This is a genomic window from Parageobacillus thermoglucosidasius, from assembly GCF_001295365.1.
GTDB classification, from domain to species: domain Bacteria; phylum Bacillota; class Bacilli; order Bacillales; family Anoxybacillaceae; genus Parageobacillus; species Parageobacillus thermoglucosidasius.
The window spans coordinates 492,887-517,500 of record NZ_CP012712.1; the positions used below are offsets into that span (position 1 = coordinate 492,887).

A 24,614-nucleotide genomic window follows, 5' to 3' on the forward strand; every position below is an offset into this window, starting at 1 on the left:
TCTTTATCACTCGGTTTTGCCTCGATTGCTTTTGCAGCAACATAGCCGTCCGTTATCATCGGTAAAGCAGCTTGAAAGTGATGGAGGACCAACTATCCCCCATCACTACAAGCAGGCTTATTCTTTTGTCGCAACACCTTTTTTCCCGGCTTTTTCATCTTCTGCCGACTTTACTTCCGGGACGATCGAATCCGCAGAATGAACGTCATCCTCTTCATCAAAGTTTTCCATATTAATTTCTTTCTCATCGCTAGTCAAAATGGTGACATCCATACCTAAGCTTTGCAGCTCTTTTATCAGCACTTTAAACGATTCCGGCACACCTGGTTCTGGAATGTTTTCCCCTTTTACGATCGCTTCGTACGTTTTGACACGGCCGACGACATCGTCCGACTTGACTGTAAGTATTTCTTGCAATGTATACGCAGCACCATAAGCTTCAAGCGCCCACACTTCCATTTCGCCAAAGCGCTGTCCGCCAAATTGCGCTTTACCGCCGAGCGGCTGTTGCGTAACGAGCGAGTACGGTCCTGTTGAGCGGGCGTGCAGCTTATCGTCGACCATGTGCGCAAGCTTAATCATGTACATAATACCGACAGATACACGGTTATCAAACGGTTCTCCCGTTCTGCCATCATATAACACCGTTTTTGCGTCACGCGGCATTCCAGCTTCTTCTAAAATGTTCCATACATCTTCTTCTGTAGCCCCATCGAATACCGGGGACGCAATATGAAGACCGAGCTTTTTCGCCGCCATACCGAGATGCAGCTCAAACACTTGCCCGATATTCATCCGCGATGGAACGCCTAAAGGGTTCAACATAATATCAATTGGCGTGCCATCTGGCAAGAACGGCATATCTTCCTCCGGCAAAATCCGCGAAATAACCCCTTTGTTTCCATGGCGTCCTGCCATTTTATCGCCTTCGGAAATTTTCCGCTTTTGTACGATATAAACACGGACAAGCTGGTTGACGCCTGGCGGAAGTTCATCTCCGTCTTCACGGTTAAAGACCTTCACGTCAAGGACTATACCGCCGCCGCCATGCGGAACGCGAAGAGACGTATCGCGCACTTCGCGGGCTTTCTCACCGAAGATCGCATGCAGCAGCCGCTCTTCTGCCGTCAGTTCTGTCATTCCTTTTGGCGTTACTTTTCCAACAAGCAAGTCACCGTCTTTTACCTCGGCGCCAATGCGGACGATTCCGCGCTCATCTAAGTTTTTCAGCGCATCCTCGCCGACGTTCGGAATGTCGCGCGTAATTTCTTCCGGACCAAGTTTTGTGTCACGGGATTCCGCTTCATACTCTTCAATATGAATGGACGTATAGACGTCTTCTTTAACGAGACGTTCGCTCATGATAATCGCGTCTTCATAGTTGTAGCCATCCCATGTCATAAAGGCGACAAGCACGTTGCGGCCAAGGGCAAGCTCGCCTTTATCCATGGACGGTCCGTCCGCCAAAATCTCGCCTTTTTCTACGATATCGCCCTTTTTCACAATCGGACGTTGATTGTAGCAAGTTCCTTGGTTGGAGCGGACGAATTTCAACAGGCGATATTTATCAAGATCACCTTTCACTTCTTTTCCGTCCACTTCAATGAGACGGCGAACCCAAATTTCTTTCGCCTCTACCCGTTCGACAATGCCTCGATGTTTACAGATAACAGCGGCGCCGGAATCTCTCGCGGACACGTATTCCATTCCCGTGCCGACAATCGGCGCTTCCGGTTCTAACAGCGGAACGGCTTGGCGCTGCATGTTCGCACCCATCAGCGCGCGGTTCGAGTCATCGTTTTCCAAAAACGGAATGCAGGCCGTCGCTGCCGATACGACTTGCTTTGGCGATACGTCCATATAGTCAACGCGGTCGCGTTTGACGACAATGTTTTCGCCGCGGAAACGGGCAACCACATTTTCTTCTAAGAACGTTCCATCTTCTGCGAGCGGAACGTTCGCTTGCGCCACGACGTAGTTATCTTCCTCGTCAGCGGTTAAATAGTCAATTTGATCGGTAACTCTTCCCGTCTCTGGATCGACGCGGCGGTACGGTGTTTCGATAAAACCGAATTTATTCACTTTCGCATACGTAGACAATGAGTTAATTAACCCGATGTTCGGACCTTCAGGCGTTTCAATTGGACACATCCGCCCATAATGTGAATAGTGGACGTCACGCACTTCAAAACCGGCCCGTTCACGAGTCAAGCCACCAGGACCTAGGGCAGACAGGCGGCGTTTATGCGTCAATTCAGCGAGCGGGTTCGTTTGATCCATAAATTGCGAAAGCTGCGAGCTTCCGAAAAATTCTTTAATCGCCGCAATGACCGGACGAATATTGATCAGCTGTTGCGGAGTGATCGTGTTTGTGTCCTGAATCGACATGCGCTCACGAACAACCCGCTCCATGCGCGACAAACCGATCCGGAATTGGTTTTGCAACAATTCACCGACAGAACGGAGACGACGGTTTCCTAAATGGTCAATATCATCCGTGTCACCGACTCCATGCAATAAATTAAAGAAATAGCTAATCGAAGCAATAATATCCGCAGGAGTAATATGTTTTACGTCTTCGGCAATGTAGCCGTTGCTAATGACATTAATCACTTGTTCCCCGTCCGGGTCGTTTGGCGCATAAATTTTAATCGACTGCAGCGCAATTTCTTCTTCCACTACGCCGCCGAAAGGTTTGTGAACCCGCAATCCAACACCGTTTTCAAGGTATGGTAAAATTCGATTTAACGTTCTCCGATCAACAATCGTTCCTTTTTCTGCAATGACTTCGCCAGTTTCAGGATCCACCAATGTTTCGGCAAGGCGTTGGTTAAACAGACGGTTTTTAATATGGAGCTTTTTATTAATTTTATAACGTCCGACGCTTGCCAAGTCATAACGCTTTGGATCAAAGAAGCGGGAGATTAACAAATTCTTTGCATTTTCAATCGTCGGCGGTTCCCCTGGACGCAAACGCTCGTAAATCTCGATTAACGCTTTTTCCGTGCTGTCTGTATTATCCTTTTCGAGCGTGTTGCGAAGATATTCGTTATCACCGATTAAATCGATAATTTCTTGGTCAGAGCCAAAGCCAAGAGCGCGCAGAAGAACCGTCACTGGTAGTTTACGAGTGCGGTCAATACGGACATACACAACATCTTTTGCATCTGTTTCATATTCCAGCCATGCCCCGCGGTTCGGAATGACCGTTGCCGAAAAACCGCGTTTTCCATTTTTATCAACCTTTTCGCTATAATAAACGCTTGGTGAGCGGACAAGCTGGGAAACAATAACACGTTCCGCCCCGTTAATGATAAACGTTCCCGTTTCTGTCATTAACGGGAAATCGCCCATAAAGACATCTTGTTCTTTTACTTCGCCAGTTTCTTTGTTAATTAAACGCACTTTAACACGAAGCGGCGCGGCATATGTAACATCGCGTTCTTTCGCCTCTTCAACAGTATATTTTGGCTCCCCTAAACTATAATCGATAAACTCAAGAGAAAGATTGCCGGAAAAGTCCTCAATCGGGGAAATTTCTCTGAACATTTCCCGCAATCCTTCGTCAAGAAACCATTTATAAGAGGAAGTTTGAATCTCAATAAGATTTGGCAATTCCAGCACTTCACTGATACGCGCGTAACTTCTTCGTTGGCGGTGTCGTCCATATTGAACTAGTCGGCCTGTCAAGTGATTCACCCCTCAAATTCAAACATTAGTCAAAGTGGAAGGTAAACTTTCGGCTATAATAGAGAGAAAAAAAGAAAATGGTTTCTATATAGAAAACCATATTTTTACCTGTCTATTGATTTTATCATTCTTTCCATTATAGATAAAATTATACGCCATCTTTTGACCAAGAAATGTACACATTTAGCATTTTATAATGCTATCACAATCCAAAAACGCTGTCAACATTTTTTTGACTTTATGATATAATATCCTTTTTTCTTTGTCACGACTTCCACGCAGGAGAATATTTCTTGCAATTTTTTCAGCGCGGAAGGGGCTCCTTGTTTTTTCTGAATCACAACCCACAATTCCCCGTCAGGGTAAAGGTGGGCGGCGCTCTGTTCAAAAATGGCATAAACGACACGCTTCCCAGCACGGATCGGCGGGTTTGTCAAAATCGCGGCAAATTTTTTATCTCCTACTTGTTCAAATAAATCACTTTCATAAATGGATACGTTCGCAATATGATTCACCCGCTTGTTCTCATTCGCCAACTCAAGCGCGCGTTTGTTTATATCAATCATGTCTACGTGGCGGTTTGGAAAAGACTTCGCAACGGCCAACCCGATCGGGCCGTATCCGCATCCTACATCCAAAAAGCCGCCATCCACGTCCGGCTCTTCAAACGTTTCAATCAGCAATCGCGTCCCAAAATCGACCTCTCGTTTCGAAAATACGCCGCTGTCTGTCGTAAATGTCAGGTCATGGCCCCGCAACGTAAACGTCCACGTATGCGGATTGCTTTCCGATGACGGAGTTGGAGAATAATAATGTTCGCTCAATGAACATCACCTTTCTTTTATTTTCTATTTTCATCATATCCATTTTCTTATAAATAAAAAAGCCCGCCGTTTCCAGCGAGCTTTTTTGTATCCATACTATCATTATTTTAATTCTACGCTAGCGCCAACTTCTTCAAGTTTCGCTTTGATTTCTTCTGCTTCTTCTTTAGAAACGCCTTCTTTAAGTGGTTTTGGAGTGTTGTCAACTAAGTCTTTTGCTTCTTTCAAGCCAAGGCCAGTGATTTCACGAACCACTTTGATAACTTTAATTTTTTGCGCACCAGCGTCAGCAAGGATAACATCGAATTCTGTTTTTTCAGCAGCAGCATCGCCGCCAGCAGCAGCACCGCCAGCAACTACTACAGGAGCAGCAGCAGTTACGCCGAACTCTTCTTCAATTGCTTTTACTAATTCGTTTAATTCTAATACTGTCATATTTTTAATCGCTTCAATGATTTGTTCTTTCGTCATCGTCAGTTCCTCCTTAGTATCATTATAGTTTTATCGCATGAGCGAAAAGGAAATTATGCGCTTTGCTCCTCTTTTTGGTCCGCAACCGCTTTGGCAGCAAGCGCAAAGTTGCGGATAGGAGCTTGAAGAACGCTAAGCAGCATAGAAAGCAAGCCTTCGCGCGAAGGAAGTTTCGCAAGCGCGTTAATTTCTTCAATCGTCGCAATGTTGCCTTCAATCACACCTGCTTTGATCTCAAGCGCTTCGTGTTCTTTCGCAAATTCGCTTAAAATTTTCGCAGGCGCGACAACGTCTTCGTTGCTAAACGCAATCGCGTTCGGCCCAGTGAATACATCGTTTAATCCTTCTAATCCGACTTCCGCCAAAGCGCGGCGAGTTAATGTGTTTTTATACACTTTGAACTCAACGCCCGCTTCGCGAAGCCGCTTGCGAAGTTCCGTGATCTCTGCTACGTTAAGGCCGCGATAGTCTACGATAACCGTCGATTTGCTTGCGCGGAATTTGTCGGCAATTTCCGCTACAATTTGCTTTTTGAGTTCGATCGCACTGCCCATTTTTACACCTCCTGTAGAAGATAAAATGAAAACACCACTTATACCGCATCAACAAAAAACCTCCATGCCGCGTAGACATGGAGGTACCATATAAAAACGCGCCTATGCGATAAAACGCGTTTTTCTATCAATGAAATACCTCGGTAGGATATTAAGCTCCACAAGAGCACCTACTGTCTACGGTACAAATGATATTCATTTTTCAGACGAAGTCTATTTTACTAAACAGGCTGAAAGAAGTCAATATTTTTATTGCGCTACAGCAACCGTAGATGGGTCTACTTTGATGCCAGGCCCCATCGTTGAAGTAACGGTGACGTTTTTCACATAAGTGCCTTTAGCGGCAGCCGGTTTTGCTTTTAAAATCGCTTCGTAAATCGTAGTGAAGTTTTCCACGAGCTTTTCGTTGTCAAACGAAACTTTGCCAATCGGCACATGGATGTTGCCGGCTTTATCCACACGATATTCCACTTTACCAGCTTTAATTTCTTGTACGGCTTTCGCAACGTCAAACGTTACCGTGCCGGTTTTCGGGTTTGGCATTAATCCTTTCGGACCTAAAATGCGTCCTAATTTACCTACTTCCCCCATCATGTCCGGAGTGGCAACAACGACATCAAAGTCAAACCAGCCTTCTTGGATTTTGTTGATGTATTCAGTATCGCCAACATAGTCAGCGCCGGCAGCTTCCGCTTCTTTCGCTTTTTCGCCTTTCGCGAATACTAAAACGCGTTGTACTTTCCCTGTACCATGTGGCAATACAACCGCGCCGCGGATTTGTTGGTCCGCTTTTTTCGGATCAACGCCTAAACGGAACGCCACTTCCACTGTCGCGTCAAATTTCGCAATGTTTGTTTTCTTAACAAGCTCAATCGCTTCCGCAACTGGATACGCTTTTGAGCGGTCCACAAGTTTTAATGCTTCTAAGTATTTTTTTCCTCTTCTTGGCATACACAATTCCTCCTCATTGTGGTTTTAGCGGAATAACCTCCCACGAATAAAGGTTGCGAAAAGGATTTCTCCTTGTAGTCGCAACCTCTCAGCCAACTTTATGCACATTAGTCTTCGATAACGATGCCCATGCTGCGGGCCGTACCTTCAACCATGCGCATCGCAGCTTCGATGCTCGCCGCGTTTAAATCCGGCATTTTCAATTCGGCAATCTCGCGCACTTTATCGCGTTTGATTGTCGCTACTTTATTGCGGTTCGGTTCACCGGAACCAGATTCGATGCCGGCCGCTTTTTTCAATAACACTGCAGCTGGCGGAGTTTTTGTAATAAATGTAAATGAACGGTCTTCATATACCGTAATTTCAACCGGAATAATTAAACCTGCTTGGTCAGCTGTGCGAGCATTGAACTCTTTGCAAAATGCCATAATATTAACACCGGCTTGACCTAACGCTGGACCAACTGGCGGTGCCGGATTCGCTTTGCCTGCAGGAATTTGTAGTTTTACGACTTTAACAACTTTTTTTGCCACGAGACACACCTCCTTAAGTCCGTGATGTGGTATTAGGGATCGTCCCTCCCACTCATAAGGCTGATTTGGACAGCCTTTTTCCAATAACTCTCGTTTCGGTTGAGAGGATCTGCGTGTTAAAACAACAACGCTCCCTTATACAGTTTGTATAAGTTCATTGCCTAAGTGAATTTTATCTCGATTTACGAGACATACTGACTTTAAAATATTATCACTTTTCTATTTCGATTGCAAGTTATTTTCCATCATATTTTTTCAATTTGCGAAAACTCAAATTCCACTGGCGTTTCGCGGCCGAACATATTGACAAGCACTTTTACTTTTCTTTTATCCACATCGATTTCTTCAATTGTACCCGTAAAATTGGCAAAAGGACCTTCTTTCACTCTTACCGTTTCTTTTAATTCATAATCAACATCCAGCTCAGCAAGCTGCATACCCATCCGTTTTAAAATCATTTCAACTTCTTCTTCAAGAAGCGGTGTCGGTTTGGAACCAGCTCCGCTTGAGCCGACAAATCCCGTTACCCCTGGCGTATTGCGCACTACATACCACGAATCATCGGTCATCACCATCTCGACCAGCACGTACCCCGGGAATACTTTTCTTTTTGCCGCTTTCTTTTTGCCGCTCTTTGTTTCTGTCTCCGTTTCTTCAGGAACGACGATGCGGAAAATTTTATCTTGCATCCCCATAGACTCAACGCGCTTTTCCAAATTGGCTTTCACTTTATTTTCATAGCCTGAATACGTATGAATGACATACCAGTTTTTTTCCATCTATTGGGACTTAAACGTCCTTTCCCTCCCTAAACCGGTTTGGTTTCCTTTTTTAAACAAAACAAAAACCCGTTGCCGGGCTATAGTTTCTATCTATTTATTTTTCATTATATCATATGGGCGAAACACTTATTCAAAAACAAGACGAATTAATTCGGAAATCCCTAGATCAACCACTGCAAAAAATACTGTAAAAAACGCCACTGTGGCCAATACAATCACCGTATAATTGACAAGTTCTTTCCGGCTTGGCCAGCTTACCTTTTTCATTTCCCGTGCTACATCTTTAAAAAAATTAATCATTCGCTGCATGATTAGTAACCTCCAACAAACGTACAAGCTGCCCACATTGTTTTACTTCGTTTCACGGTGGGTCGTGTGCACATTGCAAGTTTTGCAAAATTTTTTTGCTTCAAAACGCTGTTGAACATGGTTGACATTTTTCATTGTAACATAATTGCGGCTATTGCATTGACTGCAAGCTAAAATAATTTTTTTGCGCATGAATTTTCCACCATTCTTACAAGATGTCCATAAAAATTTACCATACGCGCATTTCCTATGTCAATGACATCAAGAAAAAGAAAGCCCTTTCTTAAAGGCTAATTTCACGGCACTCCAAATATTTTTCCAGCTTCCTTTTAACGCGTTGAAGGGCATTATCGATCGATTTGACATGGCGGTTTAGTTCTTCAGAAATCTCTTGATAGGAGCGGCCATCCAAATATAAAGCAAGTACTTTCCGTTCCAAATCACTGAGCAGCTCCGTCATTTTCACTTCAATATCATCGACTTCTTCGCGGTTAACGATCAGCTCTTCAGGATCCGTCGCTTTCGTCCCAGAAATGACATCCATCAACGTCCGATCCGATTCATCATCATAAATTGGTTTGTCTAAAGATACGTAGGAATTAAGCGGAATATGCTTTTGTCTTGTCGCCGTTTTAATCGCAGTGATCATCTGCCTCGTAATGCAAAGTTCCGCAAACGCTTTAAAAGAAGAAAGCTTGTCCCCTTTAAAATCGCGAACCGCCTTATATAAGCCGATCATTCCTTCTTGAATGATGTCTTCCCGATCCGCGCCGACTAAAAAATAAGAGCGGGCTTTAGCACGAACGAAGTTTTGATACTTATGGATCAAAAAATCGAGCGCATCCCCATCCCCTTGATGCACCAGCTCCACTAACTGCTCGTCTTCCAAATGCTTATAGCTTTTGTACGTTTTTTCTTTGAAGCATTCGCCCACGCTGATCCCCCCGACCGCATAAATCGCTAAAATTTATTATACAGTACAAATTTTTACAGCGTCAACCATTCACTTTTGCCCTCTTCGCCATTTTTCGAAAATTCGAGCTACTTCGTCCGGCAACGGAACTCTAGATGCCGGGGTTTGCTCTTTCATATTTTGCAATTTTTTTGAAATAGCTTTTTCGATCGACTCCATCTCCATTAAAAGCTCCCGTGCCGACTTGCGTAGCGCCCCTTGACTAAAAATCGTCCATTGCTCCGTATAATCGGAAGTAGCGACATACACCTTTGTTCGCACATTAATCAAGCTTTTCGCCAATCTTTCAATCCGCTCATCCGCGGTCTCATTTTCCTTTGTAAAAATAACTTCGACTTGATGATTTTTGTATTTTTTCGCATTCCCTTGTACGAGGTGCGCATCGAAAACGATAATGACTTTGTCGCCAGTAAATCCTTGGTACTCGGCCATTTTCGAGATCAACAAATCCCTTGCCGCAGCAAGGTCATCCTCCTCCTTTAGCTTGCGAAGCTCCGGCCAAGCACCGATCATGTTATAGCCATCGACAATCAGAATATTCATTGATTTATTCCCCTAATGGATAGCGTTTGCGGTACACCTCATACATGAGAAGGCTCGCGGCGACAGAAGCGTTCAATGACGTAACATGCCCTCGCATCGGCAAACGAATGAGAAAATCGCATTTTTCTAAAATAAGCCTTCCGATTCCTTTTCCTTCACTGCCAATCACAAGAGCCAGCGGCATTGTTCCGTCAAGGGAGCGATAGTCCTCTTTCGCTTTGGCATCTGTTCCAACAATCCAAACGCCGCGCTCTTTTAATTCATCCATCGTTCTCGCCAAATTCGTCACGCGCGCGACAGGGATGTATTCGATCGCCCCTGTCGAAGCTTTCGCGACCGTTGCCGTCAAGCCGACAGAGCGCCGCTTCGGAATAATGATGCCGTGCGCCCCAACAGCATCAGCCGTCCGCATAATCGAGCCTAAATTATGCGGGTCTTCCAGTTCATCAAGAATGAGAAAGAACGGCGGTTCGTTTTTTTCGGACGCTCGTGCAAATAAATCATCGATTTCATAATAACGGTACGCCGCAACTTGAGCGACAATTCCCTGGTGCGTCCCTTCTACCATTTGGTCGAGTTTTTTTTTCGGAACGTATTGCACAAGCACACCGTTTTGCTTGGCGAGCTGAATAATCGGTTGTACAGAGTGACGCTGCACACTTTCTGCTATCCAAATTTTGTTAATTTGTCTTTTTGATTTCAGCGCCTCGATGACGGGATTTTTCCCAATAATAAAATCCATTGCTACGACTTCCTTTCCTCACTTTCAATAATCACAAAAGAATTGCGAATAAGCTCCTCCACCCGTTTTTCGTTATTACCTAAAAAATGGTATCCAATCAGTGCCTCAAATGCTGTACTATACCGGTACGTCTGCACATCCGTATTTTTGGGAATTGTGCCGGATTTGGCGTTTCGCCCCCGGCGAACGACCGACTGCTCTTCTTCTGTTAATATTCCATTTTCCAACAAGGTTAACAGCACTTTTGCCTGTGCTTTTGCCGATACATATTGAATCGCTCGTTTATGAAGCTGATGCGGCTTTACATTTCCGCTGGAAAGAAGGTGATGCCGCACGTACAATTCGTATACGGCATCCCCAATGTAAGCAAGCGTTAATCCGTTCATTTGTTTCACATCTTTGACTGGCTGCAAAAGATTCATGCGTCTTATCCTCTTTTCCATCTTGTTCCTTGCGGCGTATCTTCCAAAATAATGTTTTTCGCTCTTAATTCATCACGAATTTGATCCGCTAAAGCAAAATTCCGGTTTTTTCTCGCTTCGTTCCGCTTTTGAATGAGCGCTTCGATTTCCTCGTCCAGCAATTCCTCTTCTTGCAACGTAATGCCAAGCACGTCAAGCAGCTGTTCCAATTCGCGCAAAAATGCATGAATAACGCGTTCCGATGTATTCTTTTCATGCAAATACAAATTCGCTTGTTTCGCCAGTTCAAACAACACAGCGATTCCATTGGCTGTATTAAAATCGTCGTCCATTTCCCGGATAAACGCCTCATGCTGCTCTTGAATGCGCGCGAGCCACTGCTCGTCGTCATCGGTTAAGTTCGTGCTGCTTTGCAATCGATGTTTTAAATTAAAATAAGCCGTTTTTAACCGTTCCAATCCCTTTTTCGCATTTTCTAACAATTCTTCGCTATAGTTAATCGGATGACGGTAGTGAACCGAAAGCATAAAAAACCTCAATACTTGTGGATCGATTTGCCGGATAATGTCGTGAACAAGCACGAAGTTGCCGAGCGATTTCGACATTTTTTCGTTATTAATATTCAAATAGCCGTTATGAAGCCAATATTTTGCAAACGGTTTGCCTGTTAACGCTTCGGACTGGGCTATTTCATTCTCATGATGCGGGAACGTCAAATCTTGACCGCCAGCGTGGATATCAATCGTATCTCCCAAATATTTGCGCGCCATTGCCGAGCATTCAATATGCCAGCCCGGGCGCCCTTTTCCCCATGGGCTATCCCAGCAAATTTCCCCCTCTTTTGCCGCTTTCCATAATGCGAAATCAAGCGGGTCTTCTTTCTTTTCGCCAATTTCAATGCGCGCTCCCGCTTTCAGTTCATCAATAGACTGATGCGAAAGTTTGCCGTACTCTGCAAATTTTCTTGTACGATAGTACACATCGCCATCGACTTCGTACGCATAACCTTTTTCAACCAATGCTTGAATAAATTCAATAATCGTATCCATATTTTCGGTGACGCGTGGATGCACATCCGCTTTTTTGCATCCAAGCGCTGTAATGTCTTCAAAATATGCTTGAATAAAACGCTCCGCGACCGTCGGCACATCTTCCCCCAATTCGCGCGCCGCTTTTATGAGCTTATCATCGACATCGGTAAAATTGGATACATACTTCACTTCATAACCGCGAAACTCTAGGTAGCGGCGAATCGTATCGAATACGATCGCAGCGCGGGCGTTGCCGATATGGATATAGTTATACACCGTCGGACCGCATACGTACATTTTTACTTTATTCGGTTCAAGCGGCTCAAACGGTTCCTTTTTTCTTGTCAATGTGTTATAAAGCCGAATGCTGCTCATGTTCGTTCTTCCTTTCCTTTAAGCTTTCGATTTCGCTGCGCAGTTTTGCAATTTCCGCTTCTAACTCTTTAATGCGATCGGCAACCGGATCTGGCAAGTCCGTATGATTTAAGTCTTTTTTCACCTTCACGCCATCGCGGACGACGACTCGTCCCGGAATGCCAACAACCGTGGAGTTCGGCGGAACGTCTTTCAACACAACCGAACCCGCTCCAATTTTCGAATTTTCTCCAATCGTAATGGAACCGAGCACTTTTGCTCCTGCCGCAATTAAGCAGTTATCTTTAATCGTTGGATGGCGCTTCCCTTTTTCTTTCCCCGTTCCTCCCAATGTCACACCTTGGTATACAGTTACATTATCTCCAATTTCGCACGTTTCGCCAATGACCACACCCATGCCGTGGTCGATGAAAAAACGGCGGCCGATTTTTGCTCCTGGATGAATTTCAATCCCTGTAAAAAAGCGGCTGATTTGTGAAATAAGACGGGCGAGAAAGTAAAATTTCCGCTTATATAACGCATGAGCAATACGGTGCGCCCAAATCGCGTGCAAGCCAGAATAGGTTAAAATGACTTCCAAGTAGCTTCTTGCTGCCGGATCTTGCTCAAAAATCACTTCAATGTCTTCTTTTAATGTTTTAAACATATAATCCTCCCTCCATTTTCATCAATTTATTGAAAGTGCGTCTATGAAAAAAGCGCCTCTGTGCCAATGACACAGAGACGCTCAGCGGCGCGGTTCCACTCTGTTTAGCTAAACGGTGCGTTTAGCTCACTCAAGCCTGATAACGGAGAAACTCCGCTCCTATCTACTACAGAACGTCTCTGTTCCGGTTCGAAAGGAGGCTCCGAGGGGCATTTCGGAAAACATCGGTCATGAATCACTTCCAGCCAAGGTGATTCTCTCTGGGATGCCAATGTTTCCTACTTCTCCTCATCAACGCTTTTTCTATATTTATTTTGATGTTTACTATATATGAAAAACGGAGCAAAAAGGTTAATGAACCACTTTTTCTAATCGGCTGATGACTTTTTCTTTTCCTAATAATTGAAGCGCAACTGGCAGTTCCGGACCGTGTGTTTGCCCTGTTGCAGCGACGCGAATTGGCATAAACAATTTTTTTCCTTTTTGCCCTGTCGATTTTTGCACTGATTTAATTGCCGCTTTAATATTTTCCGCTGTAAATGGATCGAGCTGTTTCACTTCTTCTAGAAATGCTTTTAACACATCAGGGACTTGTTCGCCTGATAGCACTTCTTTTGCTTCTTCATTATACTCAATGTCCTCTTTAAAGAACAACTCCGATAATTGTACAATTTCGGCGCCATAGCTCATTTGTTCTTGGTATAAGGCAATCAAATCACGCGCCCATTGCCGTTGTTCTTCGCTCATTTGTTCTGGCAGCCGGCCGGCTTTGATCAAATGCGGCAAAGAAATCTCTACAAGCCGGTCCAAATCTAATTTTTTAATATATTGGTTATTCATCCATGTCAACTTTTTCGTATCGAACATGGATGGTGATTTCGACAACCGGGAAACATCGAAAATGCGAATGAGTTCCTCTTTCGAGAAGATTTCTTCTTCCCCTTCTGGCGACCAGCCGAGCAGCGCAAAGAAGTTAAACAATGCTTCCGGCAAATAGCCAAGCTCTTTATATTGGGAAACAAATTGAATAATCGATTCGTCACGTTTCGAAAGCTTTTTGCGATTTTCATTCACGATTAACGTTAAATGGCCAAATTGCGGCGGCTCCCAGCCGAAATAGTCATAAATCATCAATTGTTTCGGCGTGTTCGACAAATGTTCCTCGCCGCGGAACACATGGGTGATTTTCATTAAATGGTCATCAATCACGACAGCAAAATTGTATGTTGGAATGCCGTTCGCTTTCATAATGACCCAATCGCCAATATCCTTTGATTCAAACGTCACTTTTCCGCGCACGATATCTTCAAATTCATATACTTTTCCTTCCGGCACTTTTACGCGAATCGTATATGGCTTTCCTTCCGCTTCCAATTGCGCAATTTGTTCTTTTGTTAAATGGCGGCATTTCCCACTATATTGCGGTGCAGCGATGCCTGCCGCTCTTTGCGCTTCCCGCTCTTGTTCAAGCTCTTCCGGCGTGCAGAAACATTTGTACGCATATCCTTTTTCTAAAAGTTCATTGACGTATTTGCGATATATATCAAGACGCTCCGTCTGGCGATATGGACCGTATCCGCCGTCTTTATCCACCGATTCGTCATAATCGATGCCTAACCATTTTAAGTTTTCTAACTGCGATTGTTCTCCGCCCTCTACGTTTCGTTCAATATCCGTATCTTCAATGCGCACAATAAATTTTCCATTATGATGGCGAGCGAACAAATAGTTAAATAACGCCGTTCTTGCGCCGCCAATGTGTAAATGGCCTGTTGGACTCGGTGCATATCGCACTCTCACTTCTTGTGACATCGTCAATAACCCTCCAATAATCTAATCAAGCTTGTACCACTATTGTACATTTTATATGGACAAAGTTCAAAATGGATTGTTTCCGCTATGCAGTCCGTCGCAAAAGTTTACTGTTTTTGCAATAATACAACCGCTTGTGCGGCGATTCCTTCTCCCCGGCCAGTAAAGCCCAGCTTTTCCGTCGTTGTCGCTTTAATATTGACTTGCGATGATTCTCCTTCCAGCAATTTCGCAATGTTTTCTTTCATTTGCTCAATATGCGGCGCCATCTTCGGCTTTTGCGCGATCACCGTGCAATCAAGATTCACAAGTTTGTACCCTTGGCGCTTGACTAATTCCCATACTTGTTTTAATAACAGCGCAGAGTCGGCATCTTTATAGCGTTCATCTGTATCTGGAAAATGCTTTCCGATGTCACCCGCGCCAATTGCTCCTAAACAGGCATCCGCGACCGCATGCAACAACACATCAGCGTCAGAATGGCCAAGCAGCCCCTTTTCGTATGGAATGCGGACGCCTCCAATAATAAGGGGGCGGCCCTCAACAAGCTGATGAACATCAAACCCTTGACCAATGCGAAACATATCGTTCCCCCTCTCGTTTATGAACTGACCCAGTTGGATAAAATTACTTCTGCAAACAATAAATCATCCGGCGTCGTCAATTTAATATTGCGGTAATCCCCCTCGACAATTTTGACTTTTCCGCCAATCCGCTCCACTAGGCTCGCATCATCTGTGCCAATATAACCGTCTTTTTGCGCTTGCTCATGAGCCCGCAATACGAGCGAAACATGAAAAGCTTGTGGAGTTTGTACAGCCCACAAGCCAGAGCGTTCCACCGTTTCCTCGACAAACTGGTCGCAAACTTTTTTGACGGTGTCTTTAACGCGTACAGCCGGAATGGCCGCGCCGTGTTCCTTCGCTTCATTGACTAACTCATGAATCTGCTCTATCGTAACGAACGGGCGCGCGCCATCATGAATCAGCACAATATCGCTATTTTTTACCGCTCTCAATCCATTGTAGACGCTATGCTGCCGCTCTTTTCCACCGCCTACGACCGCAGTGATTTTTTTGATATGGAAACGGGAAAATAGTTGTTCAAATTGCGTTCTTTCCGCTTCATTAATAACAACGATAATGCCGCGGCACCATTCATCGTTTTCAAACACTTTTAATGTGCGCACAATCAGCGGTTCATTTCGCAGCTCAATCAATTGCTTATTCATTCCCGCCTTCATTCGCTTTCCTTGCCCTGCTGCAGGAATAACTACCTCATACATCATCGCTGTTTCCCCTGTTCGTTCATTTATAACGCTTTTTGCAATAGTTTTAGCTTCGCGAAAATCATTCTCCCTGCTGATGTTTGTAACACGCTTGTCACCAATACGTCAACCCGTTTTCCAATATACTCTTTTCCGTCTTCGACGACAATCATCGTGCCATCATCCAAATACGCGACACCTTGGTTATGCTCTTTGCCATCTTTGATCACATGAACGTTTAATTCTTCTCCTGGGAGAACAACCGGTTTGACCGCATTGGCTAAATCATTGATATTAAGGACACGTACATTTTGCAGCTCACATACTTTATTTAAATTGAAATCGTTCGTGACAACAACGCCTGACGTTAATTTTGCCAGCTTCACTAACTTGCTGTCGACCTCTTGAATATCGTCAAAATCGCCTTCATAAATTTCCACTTTGATATCCAATTCCTTTTGGATGCGGTTTAAAATGTCAAGCCCCCGCCGGCCGCGGTTTCGTTTTAACACATCGGACGAGTCGGCAATATGCTGCAGCTCTTCAAGGACAAAACGCGGAATGACAAGCGTCCCTTCTAAAAAGCCGGTTTTGCAAATATCGGCAATTCGCCCATCAATAATCACACTTGTATCTAAAATTTTTAAAGAACCGCCTTTCGGTAAATCTGTCTCTCCTTCCGTTCCTTTTTTCTTCGCCATTCGATTGGAAAGAGAAAATAAATTCATTAATTCATGCCGTTTTTTAAACCCTACTTGAAATCCTAAGTAACCAAGCAAGATCGTCAGAAAGATCGGCAACACGGTATTGACGACTTGAAACTGAAACGCCTGTAGCGGCATGACAACTAAAAACGCGACAATAAGGCCGAAAATAAGCCCTAAACTACCAAATAAAAGATCAGCAGCCGGCGCTTTGACAAGTGTTTCCTCCACCCAGCGGATCATATCGACAACGTAGTCCACTAGCCAAAAAGTCATCATAAAGAAAATAAGTGCTCCTAATATCGCCAATGTATATGAATTATTTAACAACGAAATGTCGCTTATATTCATTAGCTGCAATAAATTTGGTAAAAAAACGACACCTAACGTTCCTCCAACAACAAGAAAAAACAATTGGACGATACGTTTTACCATTCTTTATTCACCTCCCTAACTACCATTATAAACAGTTTCCAATGTTTGAAACCAATCATAGCACAGTTTTTAACGTTTTTTAAACATTTGACATGTACTCGTAACAATTTTTTACTGCAACGTATGCTCCAGCGCTTCGGTGATATGGGACACGCCGATAACGGTGATATGTTCCGGCGGGTTCCATCCGGCTAAATTGTTTTTAGGAATAATCATGCGGGAAAATCCTAACTTTACAGCTTCCTGCACCCGTTGTTCAATACGGGAAACACGGCGCACTTCTCCTGTCAAACCAACTTCGCCAATAATGACATCATGCGGATTGGTAGGCTGATCGCGAAAACTTGAGGCAATGCTCACGGCAATCGCCAAATCAATCGCCGGTTCATCTAACTTTACTCCTCCTGCCACTTTTAAATAAGCGTCCTGATTTTGCAAAAGCAGACCGGATCTTTTTTCCAATACAGCCATCAATAAAGAAACACGGTTATGATCGATTCCTGTCGCCATCCGCCGCGGATTACCGAAACTCGTTGGCGAGACTAATGCTTGAATTTCAACTAATACAGGACGGGTCCCTTCCATTGCCGCGACGACAGTTGAACCTGCTGCGCCGCGGGAACGCTCCTCTAAAAACACCTCTGATGGATTTTCGACCTCAACAAGCCCCGATTCTCTCATTTCGAAAATACCAATTTCATTGGTGGAGCCAAAACGGTTTTTCACCGCCCGCAAAATGCGGTACGTATGATGTCGTTCGCCTTCAAAATAAAGGACGGTATCCACCATATGCTCTAAAATTCTTGGTCCGGCAATCGCTCCTTCTTTCGTTACATGCCCGACAATAAAAATGGCGATTCCTTTTGTTTTGGCGATTTTCATCAGTTCCGCTGTGCATTCACGAACTTGCGAGACACTTCCGGGTGCGGAGGCAATATCCGCGCGGTAAATTGTTTGGATCGAATCGATTACGACACAAACAGGGTGAATGGTTTCTATTGCTTCTACAATATATTCCAAATCTGTCTCCGCTAATACATACAGCTGGTCAGAAGCAACATGAAGGCGGTCAGCGCGCAATTTCGTTTGTTTTACCGATTCCTCGCCGGATATATATAATACTTTATGCTGCAAAGTGGCAAGTTGCGCAGAAACTTGCAATAGAAGCGTCGATTTTCCAATCCCCGGATCACCGCCGATTAACACGAGCGAACCTTTCACAATCCCTCCGCCTAATACGCGGTTAAACTCGGAAATACCCGTTTGTATGCGCGGCTCTTGCGTTGCTGTCACTGTAGTAATCGGCACTGGTTTCGAGATGATATCGGAAGCAGAGTGGACAAACACTCCTTTTGTTGCCGGCTTTGTCCGCTCAATTTCCTCAACCATCGAATTCCATGTATTGCATCCCGGACATCTTCCAAGCCACTTCGCTGACTCGTAACCGCATTCTTGACAAACAAACTTTGTTTTCTTTTTTCCCATCGCCGAAAAATCCTTTCTCCTTCATTTATTGAAACAAGAAGGTATGGGCAAACGAGCTGCCACATACCTTCCGTCGCGAACATATCCATTACATCACAGCTTGTTTCGCTAAAACGACGAATTCCCCGTCTTTTACGTCTACGATCACTTTTTGCCCTTTGGCAATCGTTCCTTTCAACAGCTCTTCCGACAAACGATCTTCCACCTGTTTTTGCAACGCGCGGCGCAATGGGCGAGCACCATATTCCGGATCATATCCTTCCGAGACAATTTTTTCAATCGCCGCATCCGTCAGTTCTAAATCGATATCTTGTTCTTTTAAACGTTTGATCAACGTGTCTGCCATCAATTTGACAATTTGTTTTAAATGTTGTTTTTCAAGCGAATGGAAGACGATAATTTCATCAATGCGGTTTAAAAACTCTGGGCGGAATGCTCTCTTTAACTCGTCCATGACCTTTCCTTTCATATCTTTGTACTTTTGATCTTCATCTTGGACGTTAAAACCGACGTATTTGTTCCGCTTTAACGCATCTGCGCCAACGTTGGACGTCATAATGATAATCGTATTGCGGAAGTCAACCGTTCTTCCTTTCGAGTCAGTCAAACGACCGTCTTCCAACACTTGCAACAAAATGTTAAATACGTCTGGATGGGCTTTTTCCATCTCATCTAACAACACAACCGAATACGGCTTGCGGCGCACTTTTTCTGTTAGCTGGCCGCCTTCCTCGTACCCAACATATCCAGGAGGCGAACCAATCAAACGAGATGTCGAGTGCTTCTCCATATATTCAGACATATCGATGCGAATAAGTGCGTCTTCATCGCCGAACATCGCTTCGGCAAGCGCTCTTGCCAATTCGGTTTTGCCGACACCAGTTGGACCAAGGAAAATGAACGATCCAATAGGACGTTTCGGGTCTTTTAATCCAGCGCGCGCGCGACGGACCGCTTTGGCAACTGCTTTTACTGCTTCGTCTTGACCAACGACGCGGGAATGTAAAATTTCTTCTAGTTTCAATAATCGTTCTGTTTCCGTCTGCGCTAATTTCGCTACTGGAATTCCAGTCCAGCTTGAAACGACCATCGCGATGTCCTCAACCGTTACCTCTGAGTTTTCTTGGCCTTGTTTTTCTTTCCACGCGCGTTTCGTTTCTTCGAGTTCTTCGCGTAAGCGTTGCTCCATGTCGCGCAGCGAAGCAGCTTTTTCAAATTCTTGGCTTTGTACAGCGGCGTCTTTTTCCTTACGCACTTCTTCCAGTTTTTGTTCGAGCTCTTTTAATTTTGGCGGCGCCGTAAACGAACGCAGGCGAACTTTCGAGCATGCTTCATCGATTAAATCGATCGCTTTATCTGGAAGAAAACGGTCGGTAATATAACGGTCAGATAATTTTACCGCCTGAACGATCGCATCATCGGAAATAGATACGCGATGATGGGCTTCATAGCGATCACGCAATCCTTTCAAAATTTGAATCGATTCTTCTACTGTCGGCTCATCGACATAAATCGGTTGGAAACGGCGTTCAAGCGCCGCATCTTTTTCAATATATTTCCGATATTCGTCCAATGTAGTCGCACCGATGCATTGCAGTTCCCCACGCGCAAGCGCTGGCTTCAAGATGTTCGATGCATCAATCGCACCTTCCGCTCCACCTGCGCCAATAAGCGTATGGAGCTCATCAATGAAGAGAATGATGTTTCCTGCCTGGCGAATTTCATCCATCACTTTTTTCAAACGATCTTCAAATTCCCCGCGGTATTTCGTACCGGCTACAACCGTTCCCATGTCCAGCGTCATGACCCGCTTATCGCGGAGCGTTTCCGGCACTTCGTTATTGATGATTTGCTGCGCAAGCCCTTCAGCAATCGCCGTTTTCCCAACTCCAGGCTCTCCGATTAGCACCGGGTTATTTTTTGTACGGCGGCTTAATACTTCGATGACACGCTGAATTTCTTTGCTTCTACCAACAACCGGGTCCAATCTACCTTCACGGGCAATTGCCGTTAAATCACGGGCCAAGCTGTCTAATGTTGGTGTGCTTACGTGCGAAGCACCTCCTCCGGAATGACCGGAAACGGATTCATTGCTTCCAAGCAATTGCAGCACTTGTTGGCGCGCTTTATTCAGGCTCACTCCTAAATTGTTCAGTACGCGGGCCGCAACTCCTTCGCCTTCACGAATGAGGCCAAGCAAAATATGTTCCGTGCCTACATAGGAATGGCCAAGCTTTCTCGCCTCATCCATTGACAATTCAAGCACTTTTTTCGCCCGCGGCGTATAATGGATCGTATGGGAAACTTCATGGCCGCGGCCGATTAACGATTCTACCTCTTTTTGAATTTTTTCTGGCCCAAGCCCCAATGCCATTAATGCTTTCGCCGCAATTCCTTCCCCTTCACGAATAAGACCTAATAAAATGTGTTCTGTGCCAATGTTATTATGGCCAAGGCGTATTGCCTCTTCTTGAGCCAGCGCCAACACTTTTTGCGCCCGTTCCGTAAATCTTCCAAACATCATCATTCATCACCCTCCATTCATTTTTCGCTCTTCCATTTTTAAACGTTCCCGTATTAGTGCAGCCCGTCGAACATCCCGTTCTTCCGGTCTTAACACGCCGCCCGCATATTGTTGTAAAAAGCCAGGTTGAGTTAAAATCATGAGTTCATTTAAAATATTGCGCGAAATATTTTTAATATATCCTAAATCAATCCCTAAACGTACATCTGACAAGCATTGGGCCGCTTCTTTCGAATCAATAACACGGCTATTGGCCAATATCCCATAGGAACGGAAAACTCTGTCTTCTAATTGTATGTTTAAAGTTTTAACTAATGTCTCCCTTGCCATTCTTTCTTGGGTAATCAACTGCTGAACGACACTTTTCAAATCTTCGACAATATCCTCTTCTGACTTTCCTAATGTCATTTGGTTCGAAATTTGAAAAATATTCCCCAATGCTTCGCTGCCTTCTCCATATGTTCCGCGCACGACTAGCCCCAGTTGGTTAACTGCCGGAATAATGCGGTTCATCTGCTGTGTTAAAACGAGAGCCGGAAGATGCATCATTACAGAAGCGCGCATCCCTGTTCCAACATTTGTCGGACAGCTTGTCAAATATCCGAGTTTTTCATCAAATGCATAAATGACATGTTCCTCAATCCAATCATCAAGTTCATTAGCCGCTTTTAACGCTTCTGTTAATTGGAAACCAGGAAATAAGCATTGAATGCGAATGTGATCCTCTTCATTAATCATAATGCTTATTTCTTCATTTTCTGAAAGCAGGCATGCCCCAAAGGGAGAATCTTCTGCCAAATGCGGGCTAATTAAATGTTTTTCTACCAATACCCTTTTTTCAATCGGCTGAAGCTCTGACATTTTTAACAATTCAAATCGGCCGACAGAACGATAAAAACGGTGGGCAAATGTTTGTTCAAACAATGAAACAATTTGCTGCGCTTCCTCATTGCTAAATAACGTTGGAAACCGAAAATCGACAATGTTTCTAGCCAAACGGATACGGCTGCTTAACACAATGTCTGAATCAGGACCCTCTTGGCTCATCCAAGAGCTGACTGCCGTATTAAAAAATTTCTCAAACGACATATAACTACATCTCCCCCTCGCCACGTTGATGCAGCTGATATTCAAGGGAACGAATTTGATCGCGGACTTCTGCCGCCTTTTCAAATTCTTCTCTTGCCACAAATTCTTGCAATTTTTGTTTTAACATAGCAATTTGTTTGCGCAGATGGAGCGTTCCGCCTTTTCGTTTTGGTATTTTTCCGGCATGAGCTGTATTTCCGCTGTGGAGCCTTTTCAATATTGGCGGTAAATATCTAGAAAACGTGCGGTAACAGTGTGAACAACCGAAATGGCCTATTTTTGTAAACTGTTGATAAGTCATGTTACATTTTTCGCATTGCAAAATATCTGGATTATGGAAAGAACTTGTCGTCAGTTCTTTCATGGAAGACGGAAAGTTAAGCAGAGCAGATAACAAATTATTAAAGGAAAAGTCGTCATTCCCGTAAAACGTAAACATATCGCTATGCTCATGCGCGCATTGTTCGCAAAGATGAAATTCCGTTTTTTCACCGTTGATAATTTTCGTAAAATGCATCGTTGCCGGTCTCTGTTTGCATTCTTGACATATCAACTTTATCCCCTCCCCTACTTATATTTTAGCGATGTCAACATCGCCCTTAGCATGCGCGCTCTCAATTCGTCGCGTTGTGGCAAATCGATGCATAATACGGAACGATCCATTACGCTTAGCATAATTTTTGCTTCCCGTTCTGAAATTACCTTTTCTTCAACAAGACGGTGAATAATATCTTCCGCATTGGATTGGCTGACGTGATGTCCGACTAATTCCAGCAATTGATCAATCAGCTGTGCTTCGCTTTTTGTCTTGACTTTCATAATGCGGATATAGCCGCCGCCACCGCGCTTACTCTCAACAACATATCCTCTTTCCAGCGTAAATCTTGTATTAATGACATAATTGATTTGCGACGGGACACACTGAAATTTATCTGCAATTTCACTTCGTTTAATTTCCACAATATCTTTATCGCTCATGTTTAACACTTGTTTTAAATATTGCTCAATGATATCGGAAATGTTTGGCACTCTACCTCCTCCTTGTACACGACGTTGACTTTGACTATATTTGACCTTACTTCTACTATATAGTGTATTACAAAAAAATGCAAGAGTCACCTGCAAAATAATCAATCATATCATTTCCCGTTTTTCCGAAAATCAAACGTACTTTCCTTTTTCAGGATAAAAAAAGAAGCATGCCTGATCAAAGGCATGCTTCTTTTCACCCTGCCTAGCAACGACCTACTCTCGCAGGGGCGCTGGCCCCAACTACCATCGGCGCTGGAGAGCTTAACTTCCGTGTTCGGAATGGGAACGGGTGTTTCCTCTCCGCTATTGTCACTAGGCAAGTATTTCTACCACAGACAGATATTATTATATTTCAATCATATCTTTTGTCAAGAGGAATTTTTCATTCCCTCAAAACTAGATAACCGTCCGTCTGGAAGAAACCGTTTGGCCAGGCGGCATTCTCCGTTGTTCGTGGTTAAGCCCTCGATCGATTAGTATCCGTCAGCTCCACGTGTCGCCACGCTTCCACCTCGGACCTATCGACCTCGTCATCTTCGAGGGATCTTACTCGCTTGACGCGATGGGAAATCTCATCTTGAGGGGGGCTTCACGCTTAGATGCTTTCAGCGCTTATCCCTTCCGCACATAGCTACCCAGCGGTGCCCCTGGCGGGACAACTGGTACACCAGCGGTGCGTCCATCCCGGTCCTCTCGTACTAAGGACAGCTCCTCTCAAATTTCCTGCGCCCGCGACGGATAGGGACCGAACTGTCTCACGACGTTCTGAACCCAGCTCGCGTACCGCTTTAATGGGCGAACAGCCCAACCCTTGGGACCGACTACAGCCCCAGGATGCGATGAGCCGACATCGAGGTGCCAAACCTCCCCGTCGATGTGGACTCTTGGGGGAGATCAGCCTGTTATCCCCGGGGTAGCTTTTATCCGTTGAGCGATGGCCCTTCCATGCGGAACCACCGGATCACTAAGCCCGACTTTCGTCCCTGCTCGACCTGTCTGTCTCGCAGTCAAGCTCCCTTCTGCCTTTGCACTCTCCGAATGATTTCCAACCATTCTGAGGGAACCTTTGGGCGCCTCCGTTACCTTTTGGGAGGCGACCGCCCCAGTCAAACTGCCCACCTGACACTGTCTCCCACCCCGCTAAGGGGTGCGGGTTAGAATTTCAATACCGCCAGGGTGGTATCCCACCGCCGCCTCCACCGAAGCTGGCGCTCCGGCTTCCCAGGCTCCCACCTATCCTGTACAAGCGATACCAAAATTCCATATCAGGCTGCAGTAAAGCTCCACGGGGTCTTTCCGTCCTGTCGCGGGTAACCTGCATCTTCACAGGTAGTATGATTTCACCGGGTCTCTCGTTGAGACAGTGCCCAAGTCGTTACACCTTTCGTGCGGGTCGGAACTTACCCGACAAGGAATTTCG

At 44.8% G+C, this 24,614-nt stretch carries 24 protein-coding genes, 2 rRNA genes and 2 other annotated features (1 of these 28 cut by a window edge); all 26 genes read right to left on the reverse strand.

Going from position 1 to position 24,614, the window contains the following annotated elements:
• Positions 1-117 precede the first annotated feature (117 nt).
• The gene (gene rpoB / locus AOT13_RS02455) at positions 118-3,690 is read right to left on the reverse strand and encodes a DNA-directed RNA polymerase subunit beta (protein ID WP_042385669.1); all 3,573 of its coding nucleotides are present in this window, start codon (positions 3,688-3,690) and stop codon (positions 118-120) included.
• A gap of 221 nt (positions 3,691-3,911) precedes the next feature.
• A complete protein-coding gene (locus tag AOT13_RS02460) occupies positions 3,912-4,514 on the reverse strand; it encodes a class I SAM-dependent methyltransferase (protein ID WP_013399826.1) in 603 nt (200 codons plus the stop codon).
• Between the two features lie 102 nt (positions 4,515-4,616).
• Positions 4,617-4,985: a 50S ribosomal protein L7/L12 gene (gene rplL, locus AOT13_RS02465; RefSeq protein ID WP_003247541.1), complete on the reverse strand. Its 369-nt coding sequence runs from the start codon at positions 4,983-4,985 to the stop codon at positions 4,617-4,619.
• Between the two features lie 53 nt (positions 4,986-5,038).
• Positions 5,039-5,539, reverse strand: a complete 501-nt coding sequence (rplJ, locus tag AOT13_RS02470) for a 50S ribosomal protein L10 (RefSeq protein ID WP_003247539.1) — start codon at positions 5,537-5,539, stop codon at positions 5,039-5,041.
• A 44-nt stretch (positions 5,540-5,583) separates the two neighbouring features.
• Positions 5,584-5,740: a sequence feature (ribosomal protein L10 leader region), on the reverse strand.
• A gap of 48 nt (positions 5,741-5,788) precedes the next feature.
• Positions 5,789-6,490, reverse strand: a complete 702-nt coding sequence (rplA, locus tag AOT13_RS02475; RefSeq protein ID WP_003247537.1) for a 50S ribosomal protein L1 — start codon at positions 6,488-6,490, stop codon at positions 5,789-5,791.
• Positions 6,491-6,597: 107 nt separating this feature from the next.
• Positions 6,598-7,023, reverse strand: coding sequence for a 50S ribosomal protein L11 (rplK, locus tag AOT13_RS02480; protein ID WP_003247535.1), 426 nt, complete (start codon positions 7,021-7,023; stop codon positions 6,598-6,600).
• Positions 7,024-7,268: 245 nt separating this feature from the next.
• Entirely contained in the window at positions 7,269-7,802 is a 534-nt protein-coding gene (nusG, locus tag AOT13_RS02485; RefSeq protein WP_003247534.1) for a transcription termination/antitermination protein NusG, read from the reverse strand.
• A 129-nt stretch (positions 7,803-7,931) separates the two neighbouring features.
• On the reverse strand, positions 7,932-8,114 hold the full coding sequence (gene secE, locus AOT13_RS02490; RefSeq protein ID WP_003247531.1) for a preprotein translocase subunit SecE: 183 nt from the start codon (positions 8,112-8,114) through the stop codon (positions 7,932-7,934).
• A 42-nt stretch (positions 8,115-8,156) separates the two neighbouring features.
• A complete protein-coding gene (gene rpmG / locus AOT13_RS02495) occupies positions 8,157-8,306 on the reverse strand; it encodes a 50S ribosomal protein L33 (protein WP_003247528.1) in 150 nt (49 codons plus the stop codon).
• Positions 8,307-8,397: 91 nt separating this feature from the next.
• Positions 8,398-9,048, reverse strand: a complete 651-nt coding sequence (gene sigH, locus AOT13_RS02500) for an RNA polymerase sporulation sigma factor SigH (protein WP_003247526.1) — start codon at positions 9,046-9,048, stop codon at positions 8,398-8,400.
• Between the two features lie 69 nt (positions 9,049-9,117).
• Positions 9,118-9,630, reverse strand: coding sequence for an NYN domain-containing protein (locus AOT13_RS02505; protein WP_003247524.1), 513 nt, complete (start codon positions 9,628-9,630; stop codon positions 9,118-9,120).
• A 4-nt stretch (positions 9,631-9,634) separates the two neighbouring features.
• The gene (gene rlmB / locus AOT13_RS02510) at positions 9,635-10,372 is read right to left on the reverse strand and encodes a 23S rRNA (guanosine(2251)-2'-O)-methyltransferase RlmB (RefSeq protein ID WP_013876105.1); all 738 of its coding nucleotides are present in this window, start codon (positions 10,370-10,372) and stop codon (positions 9,635-9,637) included.
• A gap of 2 nt (positions 10,373-10,374) precedes the next feature.
• Positions 10,375-10,794: a Mini-ribonuclease 3 gene (locus AOT13_RS02515; protein WP_003247521.1), complete on the reverse strand. Its 420-nt coding sequence runs from the start codon at positions 10,792-10,794 to the stop codon at positions 10,375-10,377.
• A 5-nt stretch (positions 10,795-10,799) separates the two neighbouring features.
• The gene (cysS, locus tag AOT13_RS02520) at positions 10,800-12,200 is read right to left on the reverse strand and encodes a cysteine--tRNA ligase (RefSeq protein WP_013399825.1); all 1,401 of its coding nucleotides are present in this window, start codon (positions 12,198-12,200) and stop codon (positions 10,800-10,802) included.
• Positions 12,178-12,846: a serine O-acetyltransferase gene (gene cysE / locus AOT13_RS02525; protein WP_003247516.1), complete on the reverse strand. Its 669-nt coding sequence runs from the start codon at positions 12,844-12,846 to the stop codon at positions 12,178-12,180. Before cysE ends, cysS begins: the two co-directional genes overlap by 23 nt.
• 70 nt (positions 12,847-12,916) lie before the next feature.
• Positions 12,917-13,150 (reverse strand) — a binding site (T-box leader).
• A 47-nt stretch (positions 13,151-13,197) separates the two neighbouring features.
• Entirely contained in the window at positions 13,198-14,658 is a 1,461-nt protein-coding gene (gltX, locus tag AOT13_RS02530) for a glutamate--tRNA ligase (protein ID WP_003247514.1), read from the reverse strand.
• Positions 14,659-14,765: 107 nt separating this feature from the next.
• Positions 14,766-15,242 carry a 2-C-methyl-D-erythritol 2,4-cyclodiphosphate synthase gene (gene ispF, locus AOT13_RS02535; protein WP_003247512.1) on the reverse strand — a complete coding sequence of 159 codons (477 nt, stop codon included), beginning with the start codon at positions 15,240-15,242 and terminating at the stop codon, positions 14,766-14,768.
• Between the two features lie 17 nt (positions 15,243-15,259).
• Positions 15,260-15,946: a 2-C-methyl-D-erythritol 4-phosphate cytidylyltransferase gene (gene ispD / locus AOT13_RS02540; RefSeq protein WP_003247510.1), complete on the reverse strand. Its 687-nt coding sequence runs from the start codon at positions 15,944-15,946 to the stop codon at positions 15,260-15,262.
• 23 nt (positions 15,947-15,969) lie between these two features.
• Entirely contained in the window at positions 15,970-17,064 is a 1,095-nt protein-coding gene (locus AOT13_RS02545) for a PIN/TRAM domain-containing protein (protein ID WP_042385665.1), read from the reverse strand.
• A 111-nt stretch (positions 17,065-17,175) separates the two neighbouring features.
• On the reverse strand, positions 17,176-18,549 hold the full coding sequence (gene radA, locus AOT13_RS02550; protein ID WP_042385663.1) for a DNA repair protein RadA: 1,374 nt from the start codon (positions 18,547-18,549) through the stop codon (positions 17,176-17,178).
• Between the two features lie 88 nt (positions 18,550-18,637).
• The gene (clpC, locus tag AOT13_RS02555) at positions 18,638-21,073 is read right to left on the reverse strand and encodes an ATP-dependent protease ATP-binding subunit ClpC (RefSeq protein ID WP_035502596.1); all 2,436 of its coding nucleotides are present in this window, start codon (positions 21,071-21,073) and stop codon (positions 18,638-18,640) included.
• 6 nt (positions 21,074-21,079) lie between these two features.
• Entirely contained in the window at positions 21,080-22,162 is a 1,083-nt protein-coding gene (mcsB, locus tag AOT13_RS02560; protein ID WP_003247502.1) for a protein-arginine kinase McsB, read from the reverse strand.
• A 4-nt stretch (positions 22,163-22,166) separates the two neighbouring features.
• Complete coding sequence (gene mcsA, locus AOT13_RS02565) at positions 22,167-22,715, reverse strand: protein-arginine kinase activator protein McsA (RefSeq protein WP_003247500.1); 549 nt, start codon at positions 22,713-22,715, stop codon at positions 22,167-22,169.
• A gap of 14 nt (positions 22,716-22,729) precedes the next feature.
• Positions 22,730-23,191, reverse strand: a complete 462-nt coding sequence (locus AOT13_RS02570; protein ID WP_003247497.1) for a CtsR family transcriptional regulator — start codon at positions 23,189-23,191, stop codon at positions 22,730-22,732.
• A 203-nt stretch (positions 23,192-23,394) separates the two neighbouring features.
• Positions 23,395-23,511, reverse strand: a 5S ribosomal RNA gene (gene rrf, locus AOT13_RS02575).
• 136 nt (positions 23,512-23,647) lie between these two features.
• Positions 23,648-24,614: ribosomal RNA gene (locus tag AOT13_RS02580) — 23S ribosomal RNA — on the reverse strand; it runs 1,963 nt beyond the window's last position.